At 66.9% G+C, this 19,614-nt stretch carries 18 protein-coding genes; 1 reads left to right on the top strand and 17 read right to left on the bottom strand.

Annotated elements, in window-relative coordinates:
- Positions 1-40: 40 nt before the first annotated feature.
- The gene (locus tag B5X78_RS12140; protein WP_079724798.1) at positions 41-259 is read right to left on the bottom strand and encodes a hypothetical protein; all 219 of its coding nucleotides are present in this window, start codon (positions 257-259) and stop codon (positions 41-43) included.
- Between the two features lie 197 nt (positions 260-456).
- Here B5X78_RS12140 and B5X78_RS12135 point away from each other — a divergent pair, with 197 nt between their 5' ends.
- Positions 457-1,767 carry an NCS2 family permease gene (locus B5X78_RS12135; RefSeq protein WP_079724797.1) on the top strand — a complete coding sequence of 437 codons (1,311 nt, stop codon included), beginning with the start codon at positions 457-459 and terminating at the stop codon, positions 1,765-1,767.
- Positions 1,768-1,849: 82 nt separating this feature from the next.
- Here B5X78_RS12135 and B5X78_RS12130 read toward each other — a convergent pair whose 3' ends face one another.
- The 16 genes from B5X78_RS12130 to gspE all read right to left on the bottom strand — a co-directional run bounded on the left by B5X78_RS12130 (position 1,850) and on the right by gspE (position 19,611).
- Positions 1,850-3,745: a M60 family metallopeptidase gene (locus B5X78_RS12130; RefSeq protein ID WP_176140852.1), complete on the bottom strand. Its 1,896-nt coding sequence runs from the start codon at positions 3,743-3,745 to the stop codon at positions 1,850-1,852.
- Between the two features lie 204 nt (positions 3,746-3,949).
- Positions 3,950-5,119: a nicotinate phosphoribosyltransferase gene (gene pncB / locus B5X78_RS12125; protein ID WP_176140851.1), complete on the bottom strand. Its 1,170-nt coding sequence runs from the start codon at positions 5,117-5,119 to the stop codon at positions 3,950-3,952.
- A gap of 55 nt (positions 5,120-5,174) precedes the next feature.
- Positions 5,175-6,038, bottom strand: a complete 864-nt coding sequence (locus B5X78_RS12120) for a glycosyltransferase family 2 protein (RefSeq protein ID WP_229730767.1) — start codon at positions 6,036-6,038, stop codon at positions 5,175-5,177.
- Positions 6,031-6,864, bottom strand: a complete 834-nt coding sequence (locus B5X78_RS12115) for a glycosyltransferase family 2 protein (protein ID WP_079724795.1) — start codon at positions 6,862-6,864, stop codon at positions 6,031-6,033. Before B5X78_RS12115 ends, B5X78_RS12120 begins: the two co-directional genes overlap by 8 nt.
- Positions 6,861-9,170, bottom strand: coding sequence for a type II secretion system secretin GspD (gene gspD, locus B5X78_RS12110; protein ID WP_079724794.1), 2,310 nt, complete (start codon positions 9,168-9,170; stop codon positions 6,861-6,863). The genes B5X78_RS12115 and gspD overlap by 4 nt, the downstream gene beginning before the upstream one ends.
- A gap of 9 nt (positions 9,171-9,179) precedes the next feature.
- On the bottom strand, positions 9,180-9,974 hold the full coding sequence (locus tag B5X78_RS12105; protein WP_079724793.1) for a hypothetical protein: 795 nt from the start codon (positions 9,972-9,974) through the stop codon (positions 9,180-9,182).
- The gene (gene gspM, locus B5X78_RS12100) at positions 9,964-10,620 is read right to left on the bottom strand and encodes a type II secretion system protein GspM (protein ID WP_229730718.1); all 657 of its coding nucleotides are present in this window, start codon (positions 10,618-10,620) and stop codon (positions 9,964-9,966) included. Before gspM ends, B5X78_RS12105 begins: the two co-directional genes overlap by 11 nt.
- Positions 10,601-11,743: a PilN domain-containing protein gene (locus B5X78_RS12095; protein ID WP_139381547.1), complete on the bottom strand. Its 1,143-nt coding sequence runs from the start codon at positions 11,741-11,743 to the stop codon at positions 10,601-10,603. Before B5X78_RS12095 ends, gspM begins: the two co-directional genes overlap by 20 nt.
- The gene (locus B5X78_RS12090) at positions 11,740-12,588 is read right to left on the bottom strand and encodes a type II secretion system minor pseudopilin (protein WP_079724791.1); all 849 of its coding nucleotides are present in this window, start codon (positions 12,586-12,588) and stop codon (positions 11,740-11,742) included. Before B5X78_RS12090 ends, B5X78_RS12095 begins: the two co-directional genes overlap by 4 nt.
- Positions 12,585-13,229: a prepilin-type N-terminal cleavage/methylation domain-containing protein gene (locus tag B5X78_RS12085; RefSeq protein ID WP_079724790.1), complete on the bottom strand. Its 645-nt coding sequence runs from the start codon at positions 13,227-13,229 to the stop codon at positions 12,585-12,587. The genes B5X78_RS12090 and B5X78_RS12085 overlap by 4 nt, the downstream gene beginning before the upstream one ends.
- Positions 13,226-13,648 (bottom strand): type II secretion system protein XpsI, encoded by a 423-nt coding sequence (gene xpsI / locus B5X78_RS12080; RefSeq protein WP_079724789.1) that lies wholly within the window; start codon positions 13,646-13,648, stop codon positions 13,226-13,228. The genes B5X78_RS12085 and xpsI overlap by 4 nt, the downstream gene beginning before the upstream one ends.
- Positions 13,648-14,139: a type II secretion system protein XpsH gene (gene xpsH, locus B5X78_RS12075; protein WP_079724788.1), complete on the bottom strand. Its 492-nt coding sequence runs from the start codon at positions 14,137-14,139 to the stop codon at positions 13,648-13,650. The genes xpsI and xpsH overlap by 1 nt, the downstream gene beginning before the upstream one ends.
- A gap of 7 nt (positions 14,140-14,146) precedes the next feature.
- Positions 14,147-14,578: a type II secretion system major pseudopilin GspG gene (gene gspG / locus B5X78_RS12070; protein WP_079724787.1), complete on the bottom strand. Its 432-nt coding sequence runs from the start codon at positions 14,576-14,578 to the stop codon at positions 14,147-14,149.
- A 105-nt stretch (positions 14,579-14,683) separates the two neighbouring features.
- Positions 14,684-15,901: a type II secretion system protein XpsF gene (gene xpsF, locus B5X78_RS12065; protein WP_079724786.1), complete on the bottom strand. Its 1,218-nt coding sequence runs from the start codon at positions 15,899-15,901 to the stop codon at positions 14,684-14,686.
- 87 nt (positions 15,902-15,988) lie between these two features.
- Positions 15,989-17,794 (bottom strand): family 43 glycosylhydrolase, encoded by a 1,806-nt coding sequence (locus tag B5X78_RS12060; protein ID WP_244898565.1) that lies wholly within the window; start codon positions 17,792-17,794, stop codon positions 15,989-15,991.
- A gap of 107 nt (positions 17,795-17,901) precedes the next feature.
- Positions 17,902-19,611 (bottom strand): type II secretion system ATPase GspE, encoded by a 1,710-nt coding sequence (gene gspE / locus B5X78_RS12055; protein ID WP_079724784.1) that lies wholly within the window; start codon positions 19,609-19,611, stop codon positions 17,902-17,904.
- Between the last annotated feature and the right edge of the window lie 3 nt (positions 19,612-19,614).

Genomic DNA, 19,614 nt, shown 5'->3' with positions numbered 1-19,614 from the left:
TGGTCGCCCAGCGACCACGGCTGCAAACCTGTAGGAGGGGTCAGGCCACCGCCGGCCGCGGCCGCCAACCCAGCAGGCGGGCCGGCAGCATCAGCAGCGCATGCAGCAAGGCAAACAGCGCCGAGAAGGTGATGCCGACCAGGCGGAACGGCAGCGACAGCAGGTAAAACACCGGCCAGGCCACCAGCGCCAGCAAGGCGAGCGGCCAGCACAGCACCAGCAACAGGCACCAGGCCACCAACAGGAACAGGGTATTCACCAGGCAGTCTCCGACGCGACAGGAGCGTCGCTCCCGGCACGGTGCGGTCGTGTCCTGACGCTGGCAATCACCCCTGCGACGAATCGCCGTATGCGCCGATGAAACCGGCCAATGGGCGACCCGTGCCCTTCGCCTGCGAGCTGCACGGGCGCGGTGCTAAGGTGGCCTCGCCCTGCCCTGCCTGCCGGATACCGCGGATGCTCGACGCCTTCTTCAAACTCCGCCAACACGGCACCGACGCCCGCACCGAAGTGCTCGCGGGCCTGACCACGTTCCTGACGATGTCCTACATCGTCTTCGTCAATCCCGACATCCTGGCCACCACCGGCATGGACGCGGGCGCGGTGTTCGTGGCGACCTGCCTGGCGGCCGCGTTCGGTTCGCTGATCATGGCGCTGCTGGCGAACTTCCCGATCGGCATGGCGCCGGGCATGGGCTTGAACGCGTTCTTCGCCTTCACCGTGGTCGGCGCCGCCGGCTTGTCGTGGCAGCAGGCGCTGGCCGCGGTCTTCATCTCCGGCATCGTCTTCCTGGTGCTCAGCCTGACTGGTGTGCGCGCGTGGCTGGTGGCGGGCATCCCGCCCTCGTTGCGCGCGGCGATCGTCGCCGGCATCGGTTTGTTCCTGGCGATCATCGCCTTGCAGAAGTCGCAGGTGATCGTCGGCGATCCCGATACGCTGGTGACGCTGGGTTCCCTGCATGCGTGGGAACCGTTGATGGCGCTCGGCGGTTTCCTGCTGATTGCGGTGCTGGAAGCGCGGCGCGTGCGTGGCGCGATCCTCATCGGCATCCTGGCTGTCACCGCCGCCTCGGTGTTTGCTGGCCACGTGCAATTCCATGGCATTGTGTCCACCCCGCCCAGCTTGGCCCCTACCCTGCTGCAGTTGGATCTGCCGGGCCTGCTGCACCGTGATGGCGGCGCACCCATCGCCATCCTCCTGCAGGTGGTGCTGGTATTCGTGCTGGTGGAGGTCTTCGATGCCACCGGTACTTTGTATGGAGTGATGGGGCGCGCGCGCCTGCTGGAACTGCCCGATGGGCAGAAGCGCTTTGGCCGCGCCCTGCTCGCCGACAGCAGCGCGATTGTCGCCGGCTCCCTGCTGGGCACCAGCAGCACCACGGCTTACGCCGAAAGCGCCTCCGGCGTGCAGGTGGGCGGCCGCACCGGACTGACCGCGTTGGTGGTGGCGCTGTTGTTCCTGGTGGCGCTGTTCTTCTCGCCATTGGCGGCGATGGTACCGGGCTATGCGACTGCGCCGGCGCTGTTGTTCGTGGCCGGACTGATGCTGCGCGAACTGGTGGATGTGGAATGGAGCGACCTGACCGAGGCTGTACCTGCCGCCCTGTGCGCGCTGGCCATGCCGTTTACCTACTCCATCGCCAATGGCCTGGCCTTCGGCGTCATCGCCTACGCCGCGCTCAAGCTGGGCACGGGCCGTTGGCGCGAGGTGCATCCGGCGGTGTGGCTGGTCTCGGCGCTGTTCGTGCTGCGCTACGCCCTGTCCTGAGCCTTGAACACAAAAATGAAAGCGGCGGCACAGGGCCGCCGGTTTCAACTTCGCCGCGATGCCGAGGGCTCGCCGCGTAGCCTCAGTGGATCAGATCGGCCGCCAGCGGCAGGCCACGCTGGCGCAGTTCGGCCTGGGTACTGGCATTGGCGGGCAAACCCCAGCGCCTGAAGAATGCGCTCAGGTCCTTGCCCGCAATCACGCTGCTGCGAAGGATGAAGGCCTGGATGCGCTGCTCGTCCTCCATCGCGCCACCGCCCAGTGGACTTTCGCGATAGTACTTGTGCAGGCGCTGGTAGAAGCTGTCGCCAAACGCCTGGCGCAATTGTTCGAACATCACCAGCCGGACCCAGATGGTCTCGGAACCTTCCGGGAAGCCGTTGTCATCATTGAACCGGCGCAGGTCCTGCTGCAGATACGACCCGGCCCAGTCCTCCAGCGAGTAGCCGGTGTCCGGGTTCACCTTGCCAATCTCCGACTCGCCACCTTCGCGTTCCTGCATCGTAAGCGAGTAAATATTGACGGTGGTTTCGCCCACCGCGCCCCAGGTCCAGTCCGTCTGCTGGTAAACGTGCCCGGCCTCGTGCCACAGGCCCCAGGCGCTTACCTTCCACGGCCCGTTCAAGAGCAGCAGGGCGCTGTCTTCGGGCATACCGATGAAGTGGTCACCGGCATACATGTAGACGTCCTGCAACACCTTGGGCGAGGTGACCGCATCCTGCATGAAGTGCAGGCGCTGCGCCGGCGGCACGTGTCGCCAGTTGCTGCTGTCGAAACCGGAGATGGCATCGTGGTTTTCGACAATCCCTTCCAGGTAATCGACCAGCTGGCGGGGATCTTCGTGGCTGGACTTGTCGTACAGCGCGCGGGTGACAGTGGCCATGCTGCGCGGGCCCACCATCTCGACCCACGGCGCGGCGGAATTGCGCAGCATCGCTTGCCATTGCTGGTCGGTGGTGGTGCCGCTGACATAGAACGGAATGGCGGTCCCGCCCTGGGTCACCGCCACGTCAATGGCCGGCGCGGGCTGCGCACTGAGGCCGTGATCCACGTACTGGAAGTAAAGCATGCCGTCACGCGCGGCGGTCAACGTGTTGCTGCCGGCACGCGCCTGCACGCGCTGGGGATTCTGCGCCGCCGGGCCATCCCAGAAGCCATTGGCCTGGCCCACCATGACCACCAGGCCATCGCCCAGCATGGGCAGCAGCCCTTCCACTTGCAGTTGGATGGTTTCACCCCGGCGTACGAACAAGCCGCTGGGGTGATAGTCCATGAGCTGCACACGGCGGCCGCGCTGTGCTTCCATGGCGCCGGACAGCAGGGCGGACAGGTGATAACGACGCTGCTGGTTGTCATAGCGCGACTGTCGCAGCGGGTCACCCTCCAGCTTGCGTCGAATCGCCCGGCCGGCCGAGGTCACCGGAACGAAGAAGAACTGCGCGTTCTCGTCATCACGCGGTTCGGCATACTGCACCAGTGCCATGCCATCGTCGGGCAGGTTGTTGTTGATGCACAGCGTCTGTCCACTGAGCGCATCCGCCAGGCCCCACGAGCTCATGAAGGGATGCGCCAGTTTCCAATGGGATGCCAGCTCGGCAAGCGTTTGCATCTGCGCCACATCGCCCATTTCCTCGCTGCCCTTCGGCATGGCCAGATAGCGATCAAACTGCCGCGAGTAGAGCAGATAGCCATCGCCCTTCCTCTTGATCGTCCAGATTTCACCCTGTCTATTTTCCGGCGACCAGCTCTGCTGCGCAGCGGCTATCCCGCCGTCGGCCGTCCTGTAGGCGGTGACCGGTTTGTAGGAGTTTCGCGCCAGGATGAAATAATCACCTTCCGGTAGCGGCTCATTGTCTATGGCCGCCGGCACCGCAGGAGTAGCCGGCGTGGCCGGCGGGGCGGCCTGGGTGCACGCGCTGGTGGAAAAGAAGCAGAGCGCGAACATCAGCGCTCGCACTGCGAAAGTTTGCAGGTTCATAGAGGGTGATCCGGGTGGTGGGTGGGGCATCGGCCCGCGTGTCATGCCGCTCACGCCGTGTGGCGAGGCGCTTGCGGAACATAGAGGGCCGTGGATCAGCGCCCCATAGGAAAAATCCTAATCCGGGCCGCTGGCGCGAGGTGCATCCGGCGGTGTGGCTGGTCTCGGCGCTGTTCGTGCTGCGCTACGCCCTGTCCTGAGCCTTCAGTCCAGCTCGAACACCTGGCGCAGGTATCGCACGTAGCCTTCGTCTTCGCACATGCTCTTGCCGGGCGAGTCGCTGAGCTTGGCCACCGGCTGGCCGTTGCAGCGGGTCATCTTGATGACGATCTGCAGCGGCGTGGGCCCCAGATCATTGGTCAGGTTGGTGCCGATGCCAAAGGCGAGCCGGCAGCGTCCGCGGAAATGCGCGTACAGCGCCAGGACCTTGTCCACATCCAGGCCATCACTGAAGACCAGGGCTTTGCTGCGCGGATCCAGCCGCATCTGCTGGAGGTGCGCAATGACTCGCTCACCCCATTCGAACGGATCACCGGAGTCATGGCGCATGCCGTCGAACAATTTGCAGAAGTACAGATCGAAATCGCGCAGGAAGGCATCCAGCCCCACGACGTCCGAAAGCGCGATGCCGAGATCGCCGCGGTATTCCTTGGCCCAGACATCGAAGGCCACCGCCTGCGAATCGCGCAGGCGCGGACCCAGCGCCTGGAAGGCCTGCAACCATTCGTGCGCCATGGTGCCCAGCGGGGTGAGGCCCAGCGTCCGTGCCAGGTGGACATTACTGGTGCCGACGAACTGCTCGCCCAGCCCATCGCGCAGGATCGGCACCACACGGGCGTGCCAGTCGCGTGAGTAACGCCGGCGCGTGCCGTAATCGGCAATCGCGCAATCGACGCCACCGCCGGCTTGCCGCAAGCGCTCGATCTTGGCGCGCAACCGGCGCTCGCCTTCGGGCGGGTCGGCAGGGTCGGCGTGGCGGAACCAGACCTCGTTGATGATCGCCAGCAGCGGTACTTCGAACAGGATCGTGTGCAGCCAGGGGCCTTCTATTACCAGCTCGATCTCGCCCTCCGCTTCCACGGAAGGGCGCAGGCGGATGTACTTGGCATCCAGGTGGAACAGTCCGAGGAAGTCGACGAAATCAGCTCTGATGAAACGCAGGCCGCGCAGGTAATCCAGTTCCTCCGGCTGGAAGCGCAGCTGGCACAGCTGGTTGATCTCGCCCTGGATCTCATCAATGTGCCGAGCTAGCGGCACGCCGGGCGTGCGGCACTTGAAGCGGTATTGCACCTGCGCGGCCGGATAGTGATGCAGCACGGCCTGCATCATCGTGAACTTGTAGAGATCGGTGTCGAGCAGGGAGCGGATGATCATCGGCAGGCACCGTCGTGACACGGGCGAGCATAGCGCCAGGGCGTGATGGCCATTGTCATCGGCAGCGACGACGCGCGCGCCACCAGGCCAGCGGGAAGCGCGCCATGATCGCCAGCATCACCAGCACTTGCTGGCCGATGCTGCGCTGTGGCGCCTCGAATTTGCGGAAGTAGCGCCACAGGCCACGGTGCTTGTGCCACTCCACGAACAGCGGCCGCGAACGGCTGGAGACACCTCGCACGTGCAGCACGCGCACGGCATTGGCCACGGCAATCTGCGCCCCGGCTGCACGCGCGCGGCGGCACAGATCCAGATCTTCCGCGTGCAGGCGGTAGCCTTCATCGAAGCCGCCGATGTGCTGGAACAGCGCGCGCGGCATCAGCATCAGCGCACCGGAGATCGCCTCGACCGGCTGCAGCGACTGCGCATCATCGATGGGCACGTCCAGGCTCGGCGGGGATCGCCCGCGCAGTACCGCTGCCAGCATCGCGGCGAAATCCGGATCATGCCGGCGCGCCGCGCCGTCGCGCACGCCCTGCTCGTCCACCAGGTCCGCGCCCAGCAGCATGCGCGTGCCGGCCGGAATCAATGCCTGCATGCGGGTGAAGGTGTCGACTTCCACCAGGCAGTCCGGATTGACGAAGGCCAACCACGGCGCGCTGGCCGTGATGCCCCCCTGGTTGCAGGCCACGCCAAAGCCCGGGTTGTCGGGATTGGCGATGAAGCGCACGCGCGCATCGGCAATGGCATGCCGTTGCACCACATCCAGGGTGTCGTCGCTGGACTGGTTGTCGACCACGCGGATCTCGACCACGCCGTGCGCTGCGCGCAGGCGCTGCAGGCATTGTTCGATCGTGCTGGCGCTTTCGTAGGTGACGACGACAGCCGCGATGCCCGCTGCGTCATCGCGATCAGTCAAAGAGTTCACGCTGCCGCTCCGGTGCGCCGATATCGCTGTAGGCGTCGGTCAGTTGTTCGCGCAGGCGCAGGATGGGATCTTCCATCAGGAACTTGGCCAGCCTTGGATTCCAGGTCGGCCAGCGTGCGTTGATGGTGTCCAGATCGCCGTCGGCCGGCCTGCCTTCGCCACCGCGTGCGACGAACGCGGTTTCGCACAAGGCATTGCGCCAGCCCAGGCCGGCCAGCCGCAACGACAGGTCAATCAAGGCGGCATACCAGGAGCCATAGCTGCTCGCATCCAGGCCACCGACGCGTTTGCGCGCACTGCCACGGATCAGCACGGCGTGCGCAATCGCCGAGGGCAACTCGGGATGCAGCGGCGGCATGGCGGCGCAGGCGCGCGCGGTGCGATCGAAATCCACGGGCGGCGGTGAGATCTCGCCCAGACGCGGCCACGCGGCGGCTTCGCCGGCGTTGCACCAGGGCGTGGCGGTGCCGATGGACGGGTCGCGTGTCAGGCAGGCGCTCAACTGTTGCAGCCAACCGGGCAGCGGCTGCGCATCCGGCGCGAGCAGCGCCACGTCGGCGTCGCCGCAGGCCTGGAACATCTCCTCCACGTGCGCCACTTCGCCCACGGGTCGGGGACGGCGGGTGTAGTCGGCCTGCAGACGGGTACTGGCGAGCCAGCGTTCGACGATCGCCAGGCCGCGTGGGCCTGCTTGCGCATCATCCGCCAGCCAGACGCGGGTGCCGGCAGGCGTGCCGGCATCCAGTGCAGCAAGACAGGCGTCCAGCGCGTCGTCGTCCGCGCCCACCGGCAGCAGGACGACAGGCAGCGCTGTCACCGGGTCGGTTCTCCCTGTGCCTTGGGCGCGTACAACGGTTCCATTGCCCGGAAGCGACGGCCGTATTCATCAGTCAGGTTGCGCGCTTCCTGCGGGTTACGCACGATCGTGGGAGTGATCAGGATGATGACTTCCTGGCGATCGGTGTTCTGGCGCTTGCTGCCAAACAATCCGCCAATGATCGGCACGCGTGCCAGATAGGGAATACCCGACGAGCCGTTGTCCACGGAATCGCCGATCAGGCCAGCCAGCATGATGGTGTCGCCGCTCTGCACCGCCGCTTCGGTCTTCAGCCGGCGGGTGTCGATGGGAACGTTGCAGCTGACGTTGTCGTCGCCGCAATTTGCCGGTCGCGGGCCGGGCGAACTGACTTCCTGCACCAGATCCAGGAAAACGATGCCGTCCTTGGTGATGCGCGGACGCACCTTCAGGATCACGCCCGTGTCCAGGTACTGCACGCTGCTGTAAGAACTGTTCGAGGTGTCCGGATTCACCGACACCGAGGTAATCGGAATCTTGGTGCCGACATTGAGCGTGGCTTCGGCATTGTTGCGCACCAGCACCGACGGCGTCTGCAGCAACTGGACGTCGGTCACTTCTTCCAGCGCTTCGATGATCGCCGCCGCGTTCTTGCCGAGGAAAGTCCAGCCCAGCCCTTGACCGTCGCCACGGATGCTGCCGCTGATATCGCCCCAGATCTGCCGGCCAAGCGCGCTGGCCAAGCCCGCTTCATCGGTCACCGCGTTTTCGAAGAACCAGTTGACGCCGTAGCTCAGATCGCCGCTCAGCTTGACCTCGGCCACCTGCGCTTCGATATGCACCTGCATCGGCATCACATCGAGTTTTTCCACCACGTCCTTGATGGACTTCCACGCGCTGGCGCTTGAACGCACCAGCAACGTGTTGGTTTCCTCCACCGCTGCCACGCCGACGCGATCACCGTCGATCTGCAAGGTCACCGCCCCGTTGCCGTCGCGTCGTTGGCTGAGGTTGAAGCCACCGCCAAGGCTGCCCCCCGTGGAGCCGCCGCCATAGCCGCCGCTGTCCAGGCCCGAACTGTCGTTTTGGCCGATCATGCCGCTGTCGCTGAGGGTGGTCGGTTCACTGCCGGGAATCAGCGACGCGTTGCCGCCGGTGCTGCTGCTGTCGCCGTTGCGCGAACCATTGGACCCGAACACCTCGGCCAACCGCTGCGCCAGATCACGCGCCTTGATGTACTTCAGCTCATACGAATACAGCCGCGAACCTTCACCAGCGCTGTCGATGCGCTCCAGCCACTGCTGGATCTGATCCAGATAACTCGGCTGCGGCGTGATCACCAGTACCGCGTTGGCGCCTTCCAGCGGCATGAAGCGGAACATGCCGGCGCTGGGCGTTTTGCTGTCGGCGCCAAAGACTTTTTCCAGATCCGCCACCACCTTGGTGGCCTGTCCGGTTTCCAGCGGGAACACGCCCACCGACATGTTGGACAGCCAGTCGACGTCGAACACTTCCACCGTGCGCAGGTAGTTCTCCAGCTCCGAGCGGGTGCCGGCCAGGGTGATCAGGTTGCGCGTGCTGTCGATGTTGACGATGGCGTTGGGTCGCGCATACGGCTCCAGCACCTTCTTCATTTCGGTGGCGCCGATGTAGCGCAGCGGCACCACCCGCACTTCATAGCCGCGCGCATTGCCGGCGCTGCCGGTGCGCGGAGCGACCGTGCCGACCATCGCCTGATCGGCCGGCATGATGTTGTAGCGGCCGTCGCTGTAGACCATGCGCGCGTTGTTCTGCGCCAGCACCTGCTCCAGCAGGGTCATCGCCTGCGCGGCCGACACCGGCTTGGGCGTGCCCAGGGTGACCGTGCCCTGCACGCCCGGTGCGATCACGTAGTTCTGCCCCAGCATGTCGCCCAGGATCGCCTTGACCACGGCATGCACGGACTCGCCTTCGAAATTGAAGCTGGCCGAGCCGCTGCTGGCACCGGCCAGTGACGGCATTGGCGCAGCGGCGGCGCTGCGGTTGATCATCTGCCCGCTGCCACGACGGATCACCGCCTGCGGACCAGCTTCGGGCGCTTCGCCCTGGGTCAGCGGCACGGTCTGCGCACTGCCGGGCGGCAGCGGCTCCACCGTGCAGGCGTTGGGAAATTCGGCGCAGGTCTGCTGGTAGGAGGGAATGGTGCTGCCATCGGCCGCCACGGTCGTACTGCCACGGCTGACGGTCGGGGTCGGCGGGCCGCCACGGCGTACCTCCGGCGTCGGCGGCGTGGCGCAGGCGGCCAGGGTGCCGATACAGAGGGAGACTAGAAATAGGCGTAGCGTCATGCCGGCACTCTACTGATTATTCGGGGGTGCAGGCGGTTGGGCCTGCTGCTGGCGCATCTGCGCGCGACGCGCCTCGATGCGTTTGCGGATTGCGTCCATCTGTTCCTCGGTGCTCATCGCAGGGCTTTCCGGGGCTTCGGTGGTGGTGGGTGGTTCGGGCCCGGTGGACGTGGCGGCCGTGGGCGCGGAACCCGTCGGCCGGACGCCGCCATTACCCCCGGTGACACGTTGCCCCGGCACGGGACCGGCCGGTGGCGGCGCCACCGGGGCCGGGCCCTGCGACACCGCGGTCGGCGGCTGGCCGCCGCTGCCGTTGAACACGCGCAGCACCAGCGTGCGTCGGCCATCGGGTCCTTCAAAGACCGCGCTGCGTGGCTGCAGGTCGACCAGCGTCCATTGCGGCGCACTGCTGGCCGCCTCGCCCTGGCGGATGCGGATGCCTTCGCCGCCCTGCGTGGGTTGCACGATGGCCATCCGGAACGCCGGCGTGATCAGCACGCTGGTCAGGACGAAGTCGAAGGTCGGCGCCTGCGCCTCACTTTCGCCACTGATGAAGAATGGCTGCGGCTGGCGACTGTCGTAGAACGGCGGGCGCGCGGTCAGTTCGCTGTACTTGCCCAGCACGCCCAGACGCTCCGGCGAGGCCGGGCGCAGGGTGGGAAGGCGCGCCGCCCGGGCGGGATCGTCGGGTAGCCGGGAGATATGCCCGCCCATGCCGCTCAAGGCCAACACCGCGAACAGCAATGCCCAGCCTGCGAGGGCGAACAACAGCCAGGTGCGCGGACCGAAGGCTTCAGCGCGCATCGCCCACCTCATCCGGACCGGTGTCGGCCGTGCGTGCGGGCGCCGCGGTCACCGGCACGGTGCCGGGGCGCAGGTAGCCATACAGATCAAAGGTCACGTCCAGGCCACCGGTGCCGCTGTCCGGCGTCATGTAGGCGTAGCGCTGGGAAAGAATGTTGAGGTTGTCGACGAACAGGCGCGGACTGCCCGATTCCAGGGCATGCAGCACGGCGGCCAGCTCCGGCGTGCCGCAGCGCAGGCGCACCTGCACCGCCACGCGGGCAAAGCGCTCGCGCGCCGATTGCGGCAGTGGCGACTGGTTGGCGATGGCGCAGCTGCGGTTGCCTGGGCTGGCTTGCTTGACCACCGCTTCCAGCCGTTGCACCAGCCCGGCGGTGGCCAGCTCGGCGCTGCCCTCGGGCAGGAAGCCCGGACGCTGCGCCTGCTGCGCCAACACCGCGGCCAGCCGCTCGCGTACCGCAGGCGCCTGCTGGAGCTGGCTGCGCACACGCAGTTCGCGCTCGCGCAGGCTCTGGATGCGATCGTTGGCTTCCAGCATCGGCGCCGTCCACCACGGATGGATCAGCAGGAAATAGCCGAGCAGCAACGCACCGGCCAACAGCGCCAGCGCCAGCCAGCGATCCCGATCAGTCAGCGCGTTCGCCACTCGGCGCTCCCGTGGTGGCGGCGGCACTGGCCGGCGCGGTGCCGACCAGTTGCGCGGTCAGGGTGAAGCGATCCCGGCGCAGCGCCTGGTCCGGTTGCACGGCGCCGCTGAGCGCCGGTGAGCGCCACAGTGGCGAACCCTGCAGCTTGCCGACCAGCGAAGAGGCCTCGGTGCTCAGGCCGATCAACACCAGTTGATCGCCCTCCATCGACACTTTTTCCAGATAGGTGCTGTCGGGCAGCCGCCGGGCCAGTTCGTCGAGCACTTCCAGCGCGGTGGGTCGCTGCGCGCGCGCGCGATCCAGGGTGTTGATGCCGTCGATGGTTTCGATCAACTGTTGTCGCTGCGCACTGGCCAGCCGTGCCTGGCCACTGCTGGCGCGCAGCGATGCCTCGAGCGCATCGGCGGCCTGGCGACGGTTGTCGAGCAGTTTCCAGCCGCCAAAGAGCAGCGCGAGCAGCGCAATCGCAGCCAGCGCCCACTGCCAGGCTCGCAGCGAGGTCTGCCGCTGGCGGCGTTCGTTGTCGGGCAACAGGTTCACGCCCAGCGGTCGGCCATTGGCATCGGCCACATCGACACCGCTCAGCACCGCGGCAAGATCGCCCAGCGGCGCCATCGCCGCATCGAAGCGTGCGCGCGGCATGGCGACCAGCTCAACATCCAGCTGGCCGTCGTCGCGGCGCTGGCGCAGGCAGGCATCGAAGCGCACCGAGTCGGCACTGAACGGAGTCTGCCGATCGATTTCAAAGCGCACCACGTCGCGCAGGCGATCGGCCGCAGCGGCCGGCAACACCAGCGGCCTACGCAACGCACTGCCCGCCGGCAACAACAACCAGCGCGGCAAATCGGCCAGGCGCTTGCCCAGCAGGCGATCCAGATCACCGCTGTCCAGCGGCAACGGCACCTGCGCCAGGTCACGCACGCCGTCGGTGTTGTGCCACTGCAGATACAGCTCGTCACCCAGCGGCCGCAGCAACAGGCGATCGCGGGTCAGGCCCAGCAGGGCCCGCCAACGCTGCGGCAGCCAACTGGCCAACGCCGTTCCCCACCAGGACAGCCAGCCACCCGCCCGCGGCCACAGGCGCGTGCGCAGGGTGTCCAGACTGTCGCGGTAGGTGTTCACGGGGGTGGCGCTCCTTCTTCCCAGCGCAAAACGGCATAGGCCGACCCCGGCAACGGTCCACCCGCCGCCCGGATCACTGCACGCAACGTCGCTTCCTTGCCGTCGCGTAGCGTGGCGTGGCTGTCGATACTATACGTGCCGCTTCCGCTGCCGACGAGTTGGCCGTTCCCCTCCTGCGGCAACTCGCGCTGCGCCAGCAAGCGTTCGGCATCCAGGCCCATCGCCTGCAGCACCGGGCCTGGCGCATAGCTGGAGTCCGGCAGGTTGCGTCCGGAATAGATCGTCAGATACGGCGCGATGCGCGCGTAGATGCCGGCGTCCATGCCCAATACCTGCTGCAGCTCGTCGATGCTTTCGAAGGGGGCATCCTTGGCGCCATAGCCCAGGCCGGCCGAGGCGTAGTCCGGATCTTCGGCGCCACCCTGCGGCTGGTTGAGGTTGTCGGCATCACGCCAGTCCAGGATCGCCGCGGCCAGGGCGTCGGCCTGCTCCGACTCCACGCCGCGCACGCGCAGCAATGCAGCGAGCAGGTTGGCATCGGCCTGGTTGATGTCGATCTTGCCGCCTTCATCGACCAGCCTAACTTCCAGGCGGCTGCCGGCGAACGTCCAGCGATACCGGCGGCCATCGGGCAACCAGCGGGTCTGCGCCTGGCTGTCCACCACCCGCACCAGCGCGTATTCCAGTCCCGCACGCGCGTGTTCGCGCACGACGCTGCCATCGCGCGCCACCTGGCCCTGCCACGACTCCATCCGCGCGGTCAGCGCAAACGCGCCCACCAGCATCGCCAACAAGGCGATCAGCCACAGCACCAGAATCAAGGCGGCGCCGCGCGCGCGGGTCATTGCGTCTGCACCGGCAGTTCGCCACCGCCAGCGCCGCCTTCGCTGTGCAGCAGACTGACGATCATGGTCGGCCAGGCGCGGCCGTCCTCACCGCGTACATCCATCGCCACCTGCAAGGGCAACAGTTCGCCGCCGCGCCAGGCATCCTGCCATGGGCCCAACTGCCCCTGCCCATCCATGCCGCGATAGCGGAAGCGCACCGAGCGCAGGCCGTCGGCCAGCAGTTCCGGGCGGGCGATGCCGGCGTCCTCCACGGTCTGGCCGGTCTGCACCATCGCGAAACTGGCCTGCAGCCGGCCCTCATCATCGGCCTGGATGTCATACAGGTACGGCCCACCGCGCCCCAGGTAACCGGGCAGGTCGGCAACGAAGCGAACCCGCTTGGGTTCGCCCAGAAAGCGTGACTGACGGAACGTGGCCGGGTCCGTATGAAACGGCAAGGGCAACGCGGTCATCAGGTTGCGGCGCATGAAGCCCTGCACGGCGCGCATGCGCTCGTTGCCCTGCGCACGCAGTTCCCCGCGTTCGGCCAGGGTGGTGGCCGCGCGCAGCGTCGCGAAAGCCAGCGCCAGCCCCGCCGCCAGCAGCACCAGCGCCACCAGCACTTCGAGCAGGGTGAAGCCGCGGGGGCGCCGGCTCATGGCACGTTCCGCCCGCGATTGGGATCCGGCGGCACCAGCCGCAAGGAATCCCAGACCATCCGTTCGCGCGCGCCCTGGCCCCAGCGCATCACCAGCCGCAGTTGCAGCAGCTCCGGCGTGTTGGCGCCGCGCAGCGGCGCCGCGGCCGCGACGGGATCGACATACGGGGCCACATCCAGTTGCCAGCGATAACGACCGCCTTCGAATTCGCCCTCGGTATGGCCGATCTGCAATCGCTCACCGACCCCGAGTTGCGCGAGCAGGGACTGGCCATGCAACGCAGCGCGGGTGGATTGATCGGCCGCGCGAACCTGCCGGCTGGCGCCTGACAGGGAGCCCAGGAGCAAGGTCAACGCCAAGGCCAGCAAGGCAAAGGCGATGATCACTTCGAGCAGGGTGAAGCCACGTTGGCGGCGCATCAGCCTCCGCCTCCACCGCGCACGGCGCGTACTTCACCGGTGAGCCAGGCCACGTCCACATGCCAGCGTCCGCGCTTGGCGCTCAGGCGGATCTGTCCGCCCGAGGAACCGCCATCGTGGAAGAACACGATCGCCGCCTGCCCGGCGTCGCGTTGCACCTGGCGCGCACTGACGACGGTGACACCCAGTTGCTTGGGAATTTCGCCATGACGCCCGTTGGGCGCTTCCCAACGATGCGCGCGCGGATCGATCACGAAGCGCTGCGGCTTGCCGGTGACCATCGCCTGGGTGCGCGTGTAGCGCAGTTGCGCGGCGATTTCGCGGGCTTCCGATCGCAGCCGCATGCCGTCCAGGCCACCGCTGAGCAACATCGCCGCCAGCGCGCCGCCGAGCGCCATCAGCATCAGCACCAGCAGGATTTCCAGCAGGGTCACGCCGCCGGCGCGATGCCGCGACGTCGGACCCTGGCGCTGGAGACCGCCTGACCGCATGCAGGAATTACTGGTACTGGATGTCGGCGTCGAAACTGCTGCCGCCGGCCTTGCCATCCTTGCCGTAGCTGATCAGATCGAAGTCCTGGGTTTCACCGGGTGCGCGGTATTCAATCGCGTGGCCCCAGGGATCCTTCAGCTCCGCTTCCTTGGCGTAGGGGCCGAGCCAGTTGGGCGCATTCTGCGGCGCGACGACCAGATCATCGAGGCGTTGCGGCAGGCTGCCGGTGTCGAGTTGGTAGTTCTCGATCTTGCCGGCCAGCGTCTGCACCTGCGAGCGCGCCAGGTTGGCCTTGCCGCGATCCGCGCCGCCCAGCAGGCGGCTTCCCACCAGCGCCAGGATGCCGCCGATCAGGATCAGCACGATGATGATTTCCAGCAGGCTGAAACCGGCCTGGCGGGAGGGTGCGCCTGGGGCGCGGGAACGGGACGGACGCATGGCGGTTCCTGGGCTGGTGGAGTGCCCCTCCCCCGCGACGTCGCCGGGGCGGGAGGGACCTGAGTCTGGGGGATTCTGCCTGAACCTGTTGTACGGCGGCGGCCGCTAGCCGATGGCGTTGGTCAAATCGTAAAGCGGCAGCAGGACCGCCAGCACCACCAGCGCCACCACGCCGGCCAGCAGCACGGTGATGGCCGGCACCAGCAAGGCCAGCAGGCGTTCCATGGCCTGCCCGGTCTCCTGCTCGAAGGTATCGGCGGTCTTGATCAGCATGCTGTCGAGCGCGCCGGATTCCTCGCCCACCTGGATCATCTGCAGGGCCAGCCGCGGAAAGCGCTTGCCACGTCCCAGCGATGCGGCCAGGCCATGGCCGTTCTTGACCTGTTCGGTGGCGGCTTCCACGTCGGCCCACAGCGCGCGGTTGAACAGCACGTTGCGCGAGATGCCCAGCGCCGCCAGCAGGGGCACGCCGTTCTTGAGCAGGGTGCCGAGGGTGCGCACCAGGCGCGCGGTTTCCAGTTTGGCCACCAGCGGGCCGACCAGCTTCTGCCGCAGCAGCCAGTCGTCGAAACGGTTGCGGAACACCGGGTCACGACGCTTGCGGTCAAACCACCACACCGCCACCAGCGGCAAGGCGATCAGGAGGAACCACGCCTGTTGCACGAAGCCGCCCAGTGCCATCACCAGGCTGGTGAACCAGGGCTGCTCCACGTCCAGGCTCTCGTACATCTGCGCAAACTGTGGCACCACGTAGCCGAGCAGGAATAGCAGCGCCAGGCCGACCACGATCAACAGGATGGCCGGATAGATCAGCGCATTGACCACGCGGCCGCGCAAGGCGCGCGCGCGCTCCAGGTAATCGGCCAGGCGGCGCAGCGTGTCCTGCAGGCTGCCGCCGGCCTCACCGGCGCGCACCATGTTGACGTACAGGCGGCTGAAGACACCGTGCTGGCGCTCAAGCGCCGCCGACAACGGTGCGCCACTGCGCACCGCATCACGCACATCGGCAATCACGTCACGCGCCCGTACGTCTTCGGGCATGTCGAGCAGGATGGTCAGCGCGCGATCCAGTGGCTGGCCCGCGCCCAGCAAGGTGGCCAGTTGCTGGGTGAACTGCACCAGCCGATCCCCGCCCAGTGGTTGCGCGCGCAGCATGCTCCGCCACGAGGTGCCGCCGCGCACTTCCGACGCCAGTCGTGCCTCGATGGGCAGGTGGCCCTGCTCCTGCAGGCGGGCGGCGACATCGGCGTCACTGGCGGCCTCCATCTGGCCTTCCAGCACTTCGCCGCGTGGATTGAGGGCTTTGTAACGGTACAGGGGCATGGCAGCGCCGAGGGTATGCGTGCGCCAAGGATAGGCCCGAAGGCACATGCACGGGGAGGCCTGGCCGCAGCCGGCTCCGGCAGCGGCTCACGGCACGGCCAGCACCTGGCTCAAGACCGACACGCCGCGCTCGTCGAATGCCTCCACCGCCACGTGGTAGCTCACGCCCCGGTTGAGGGCCCGGATCTCCTGCGCCGTGCCCTGATCGGCAAAGACCTGATAGCTGGAATTGAGGCGATCCGGCGCGGTGCCCCAACGCACGTTGTAGCCCACGGCGCCCGGCACGGCCCGCCAGCGCACGGTCATCTGTCGCGGATCCGCGGCGCGCGCTGCGCTGACCCCGCGCGGCGCGCGAGGCGCAGGTCCGTCAGCCTTTCCGAACACGCGCAGATCACTGATCGCCAGATGCGCGCCGCCGACATGGCCATGCACATAGCGCACATAGCGCACGCGCGCCGGCATGGCGAGCGGCAGATACGCGTTGGGGCGATCCCGGCGCGGTGCTTCGGTCTGCGCCAACGGCTGCCATTGGCGGCCATCAGCGGAGCCCTCGATGCGGAACTCGGTGTAGATCTCGTCCGAGTCGCCGAACACACCGGCCTTGTAGTCGGCAAAGTTGACCTGCACGGCACGGACCGTGCGCACGCCGCGCAAATCGACCGTCACGGTCTGTCCGGGCTCGTTGCGCGCCGCCACCCAGAACGTGCGCGGGTTTTCATCGGTGATGCGGCTGGCGACAAATTCGCCATCGGTGGACGATGCCGTGGCCGGCTTGCGATACGACAGCAACATCCAGCCGGTGAACAACGATTCCGGATCGGCGTTCGGCCCCTGCGGCACGTAATGCGGGAAATCGCCGAAGCGCGTTGACACCGACATCTGTCCGTCGCTGCTGAAGGCGGCCGGGAACATCGCGATGCGACGCTCGAAGGTCCAGTTGTAGCCCAGCCATGGCGTGCCGGTGTTCCACCAGTTGCCGTAGGCATCCTGGAACGTGGAGCCATGCCCGGCACCCTGCACGAAGCCACCGGGCTTGTAGCCGACCGGGTTGTAAGGCGCGTACTGGAACGGCCCCAGCGGACTGTCGCCCACGTACACACCGGTGGCGTAGGCGTTGTATTCGGTACCCGGTGCGCCGTATTGCAGGTAGTACCGGCCGCCGACTTTGTTCATCCACGCACCTTCGATGTAGGTCGGGTGCTGTTCCTGCCGATGGTCCTGACCAAATCGCTCCCACCCATGTTGCTGCGGATCCAGTGCCAGCAGCGCGCGCGGTTTGCCGATGTAGCGCACGCCACGCCGCATGTCGAGCTCGATGCCATACAGCGGAAACGTGTCGGACGAGCCCCAGTACAGGTACCAGCGGCCGTCGTCATCCTTGAAGAACGCCGGATCCCAGGGCCCGGGTGGAATGGCATCCGGTTGCGGATCGCCGTTGTGCCAGCGGGTGAGGTCGCGATCCAGGCCGGGCGCCACCGCGTTGGGAAGCTCGGGCAACATGCGGGTGAGGAAGTCGAACTTGCCGTGTTCGGGATCGCGGCTTTCCAGTACCGCGCCGGGCGTGAACAACGATCGCATCAGCAGCAGGCGATCACCGTCGGAAATCGCCGCCGGCGCCACCATGCTGTCAAAGGGCCAGCGGCTGGGTTCGATGAAGCGCCAGTCGACCAGGTTGGTGGAGCGCCAATAGCCATCGGCCAGGGTCTGGAACAGGTAGTAGGCGTCCTGGTGGCGCACGATCACCGGATCGGCGCCGGTGCGATAGGAGATGTCGAGATTGAGCTGCTCGAAGTTGTAGCGGTAGTCGATGTCGACCGGGTTGGCGTAGGTCAGGCGCGCGGGTTCGGCAGCGAATGCCGTGAGTGCGCATGGCAGCGCGGCGGCAAGGGCCATGGCTTGAAGCATGGGGATCACGGCAGGGCCTGAAAACGGTTTCAGGCCCGATTATTCGCGCTTGGGGAGAGACTGGAAAGACGCAGTGCAGCGTAGCGATGCAGCTGCTAGGCGTCTTCGGACACCCGCAGCACTTCCTCGATCGTGGTCTCGCCTGCCAACGCCTTGGCGATGCCGTCTTCGTACATGGTGCGCATGCCGGAGCCACGGGCGATCTGTTCGATCTCGCCCATGCCGGCATGGCGCATGACGGCGCGGCGCAGTTCGTCGTTCATCACCAGGAATTCCATGATCGTCGTGCGGCCCAGGTAGCCGGTGGGCGCGAGCGCCGAAGGGCCGGGGCGGTAGAGGATGACGTCGCCCTCGGGCTGGAAGCGGCGCAGGGCGAACTTCTCGATTTCTTCCGGCGTTGCGCGGTACGGCACCGCGTGGGTCGGCTCCAGCCGGCGCACCAGCCGCTGGGCGAGGATGCCGTTGACGGTGGAGGTGAGCAGGTAATCCTCCACACCCATGTCGAGCAGGCGGGTAATGCCGCCGGCAGCGTTGTTGGTATGCAGGGTGGACAACACCAGGTGGCCGGTGAGGGCGGACTGGATCGCGATGCGCGCGGTTTCCAGATCGCGCATTTCGCCGATCATGATGATGTCCGGATCCTGGCGCACGATGCTGCGCAGGGCGAAGGCGAAATCCAGGCCGATCTGCGGCTTGGCCTGGATCTGGTTGATGCCTTCGAGCTGGTATTCCACCGGGTCTTCGACGGTGATGATCTTGACGTCGCTGGTGTTGAGCTTGCTCAGCGCCGTGTACAGCGTGGTGGTCTTGCCCGAACCGGTCGGGCCGGTGACCAGCAGGATCCCGTGCGGTTGTTCCAGCACGCGCTGGAACTGCGGCAGGAACGCATCGGTAAAGCCCAGCCGCTTGAAATCGAACACCACGGTCTCGCGATCCAGCAGGCGCATCACCACGCTTTCGCCATGCGCGGTGGGCATGGTGCTGACGCGAAGATCCAGTTCCTTGCCCTGCACGCGCAGCATGATCCGGCCGTCCTGCGGCAGGCGGCGTTCGGCGATGTTGAGCTTGGCCATGATCTTGATGCGACTGATCACCGCCGCGGTCAGGTTGGCAGGCGGGCTCTCGGCTTCCTCCAGCACGCCGTCGATGCGATAGCGCACCTTCAGGCGATTCTCGAACGGCTCGATATGGATGTCCGAGGCACGCAGTTCCACCGCGCGCTGGATCAGCAGGTTGACCAGGCGGATTACCGGCGCTTCCGAGGCCAGGTCGCGCAGGTGTTCGACATCGTCCAGATCGGCGCTGTTGTCGCCGTCGGCGTTTTCGATGATCGCGCCCATCGCGCTGCGGCCCTGGCCGAAGTAGCGCTCGACCAGATCATCGATTTCCGAACGCAGTGCGATGCGCTGGCGCACGGCCTTGCCGGTGGCCAGTTGCACGGCTTCGGCCGGGTAGCTTTCCTGCGGGTCGGCCACCAGCAGATCGATGCCGTGATCGTCCTCGCCGACCGGGCAGACATGGAACTGCTTGAGGAAGCGCATCGACAGCGGCACCGATTCCGGCGGCAACTCCGGCATGTCCTTGGCGCTGACCAGGGGCAGGTCCAGCACTTCGGCGCAGGTTTCGGCATGGTCGCGCTCGGACACCAGGCCCAGCCGTGCCAGCAGGCCCAGCAGGCTGCCGCCGGTTTCTTCCTGCAGGCGGCGCGCGCGGGTCAGATCCGCATCCTTGAGCCGGCCCTTGGCCAGCAGGGCGTCGACAATCTGCGCTTCCATCGCTTGCAGTGTGGCGGAGTCAGCTTCCATCGA

It is taken from the genome of Pseudoxanthomonas indica, assembly GCF_900167565.1.
GTDB lineage: Bacteria > Pseudomonadota > Gammaproteobacteria > Xanthomonadales > Xanthomonadaceae > Pseudoxanthomonas_A > Pseudoxanthomonas_A indica.
This window is presented reverse-complemented; position numbering and strand designations above follow the sequence as displayed.

Coding starts and splice junctions, on each gene's coding strand:
- B5X78_RS12135 (WP_079724797.1), top strand. CDS start 457: ATGCTCGACGCCTTCTTCAAACTCCGCCAACACGGCACCGACGCCCGC.
- B5X78_RS12130 (WP_176140852.1), bottom strand. CDS start 3,745: ATGAACCTGCAAACTTTCGCAGTGCGAGCGCTGATGTTCGCGCTCTGC.
- pncB (WP_176140851.1), bottom strand. CDS start 5,119: ATGATCATCCGCTCCCTGCTCGACACCGATCTCTACAAGTTCACGATG.
- gspD (WP_079724794.1), bottom strand. CDS start 9,170: ATGACGCTACGCCTATTTCTAGTCTCCCTCTGTATCGGCACCCTGGCC.
- B5X78_RS12105 (WP_079724793.1), bottom strand. CDS start 9,974: ATGCGCGCTGAAGCCTTCGGTCCGCGCACCTGGCTGTTGTTCGCCCTC.
- B5X78_RS12090 (WP_079724791.1), bottom strand. CDS start 12,588: ATGACCCGCGCGCGCGGCGCCGCCTTGATTCTGGTGCTGTGGCTGATC.
- B5X78_RS12085 (WP_079724790.1), bottom strand. CDS start 13,229: ATGAGCCGGCGCCCCCGCGGCTTCACCCTGCTCGAAGTGCTGGTGGCG.
- xpsI (WP_079724789.1), bottom strand. CDS start 13,648: ATGCGCCGCCAACGTGGCTTCACCCTGCTCGAAGTGATCATCGCCTTT.
- xpsH (WP_079724788.1), bottom strand. CDS start 14,139: ATGCGGTCAGGCGGTCTCCAGCGCCAGGGTCCGACGTCGCGGCATCGC.
- gspG (WP_079724787.1), bottom strand. CDS start 14,578: ATGCGTCCGTCCCGTTCCCGCGCCCCAGGCGCACCCTCCCGCCAGGCC.
- xpsF (WP_079724786.1), bottom strand. CDS start 15,901: ATGCCCCTGTACCGTTACAAAGCCCTCAATCCACGCGGCGAAGTGCTG.
- B5X78_RS12060 (WP_244898565.1), bottom strand. CDS start 17,794: ATGGCCCTTGCCGCCGCGCTGCCATGCGCACTCACGGCATTCGCTGCC.
- gspE (WP_079724784.1), bottom strand. CDS start 19,611: ATGGAAGCTGACTCCGCCACACTGCAAGCGATGGAAGCGCAGATTGTC.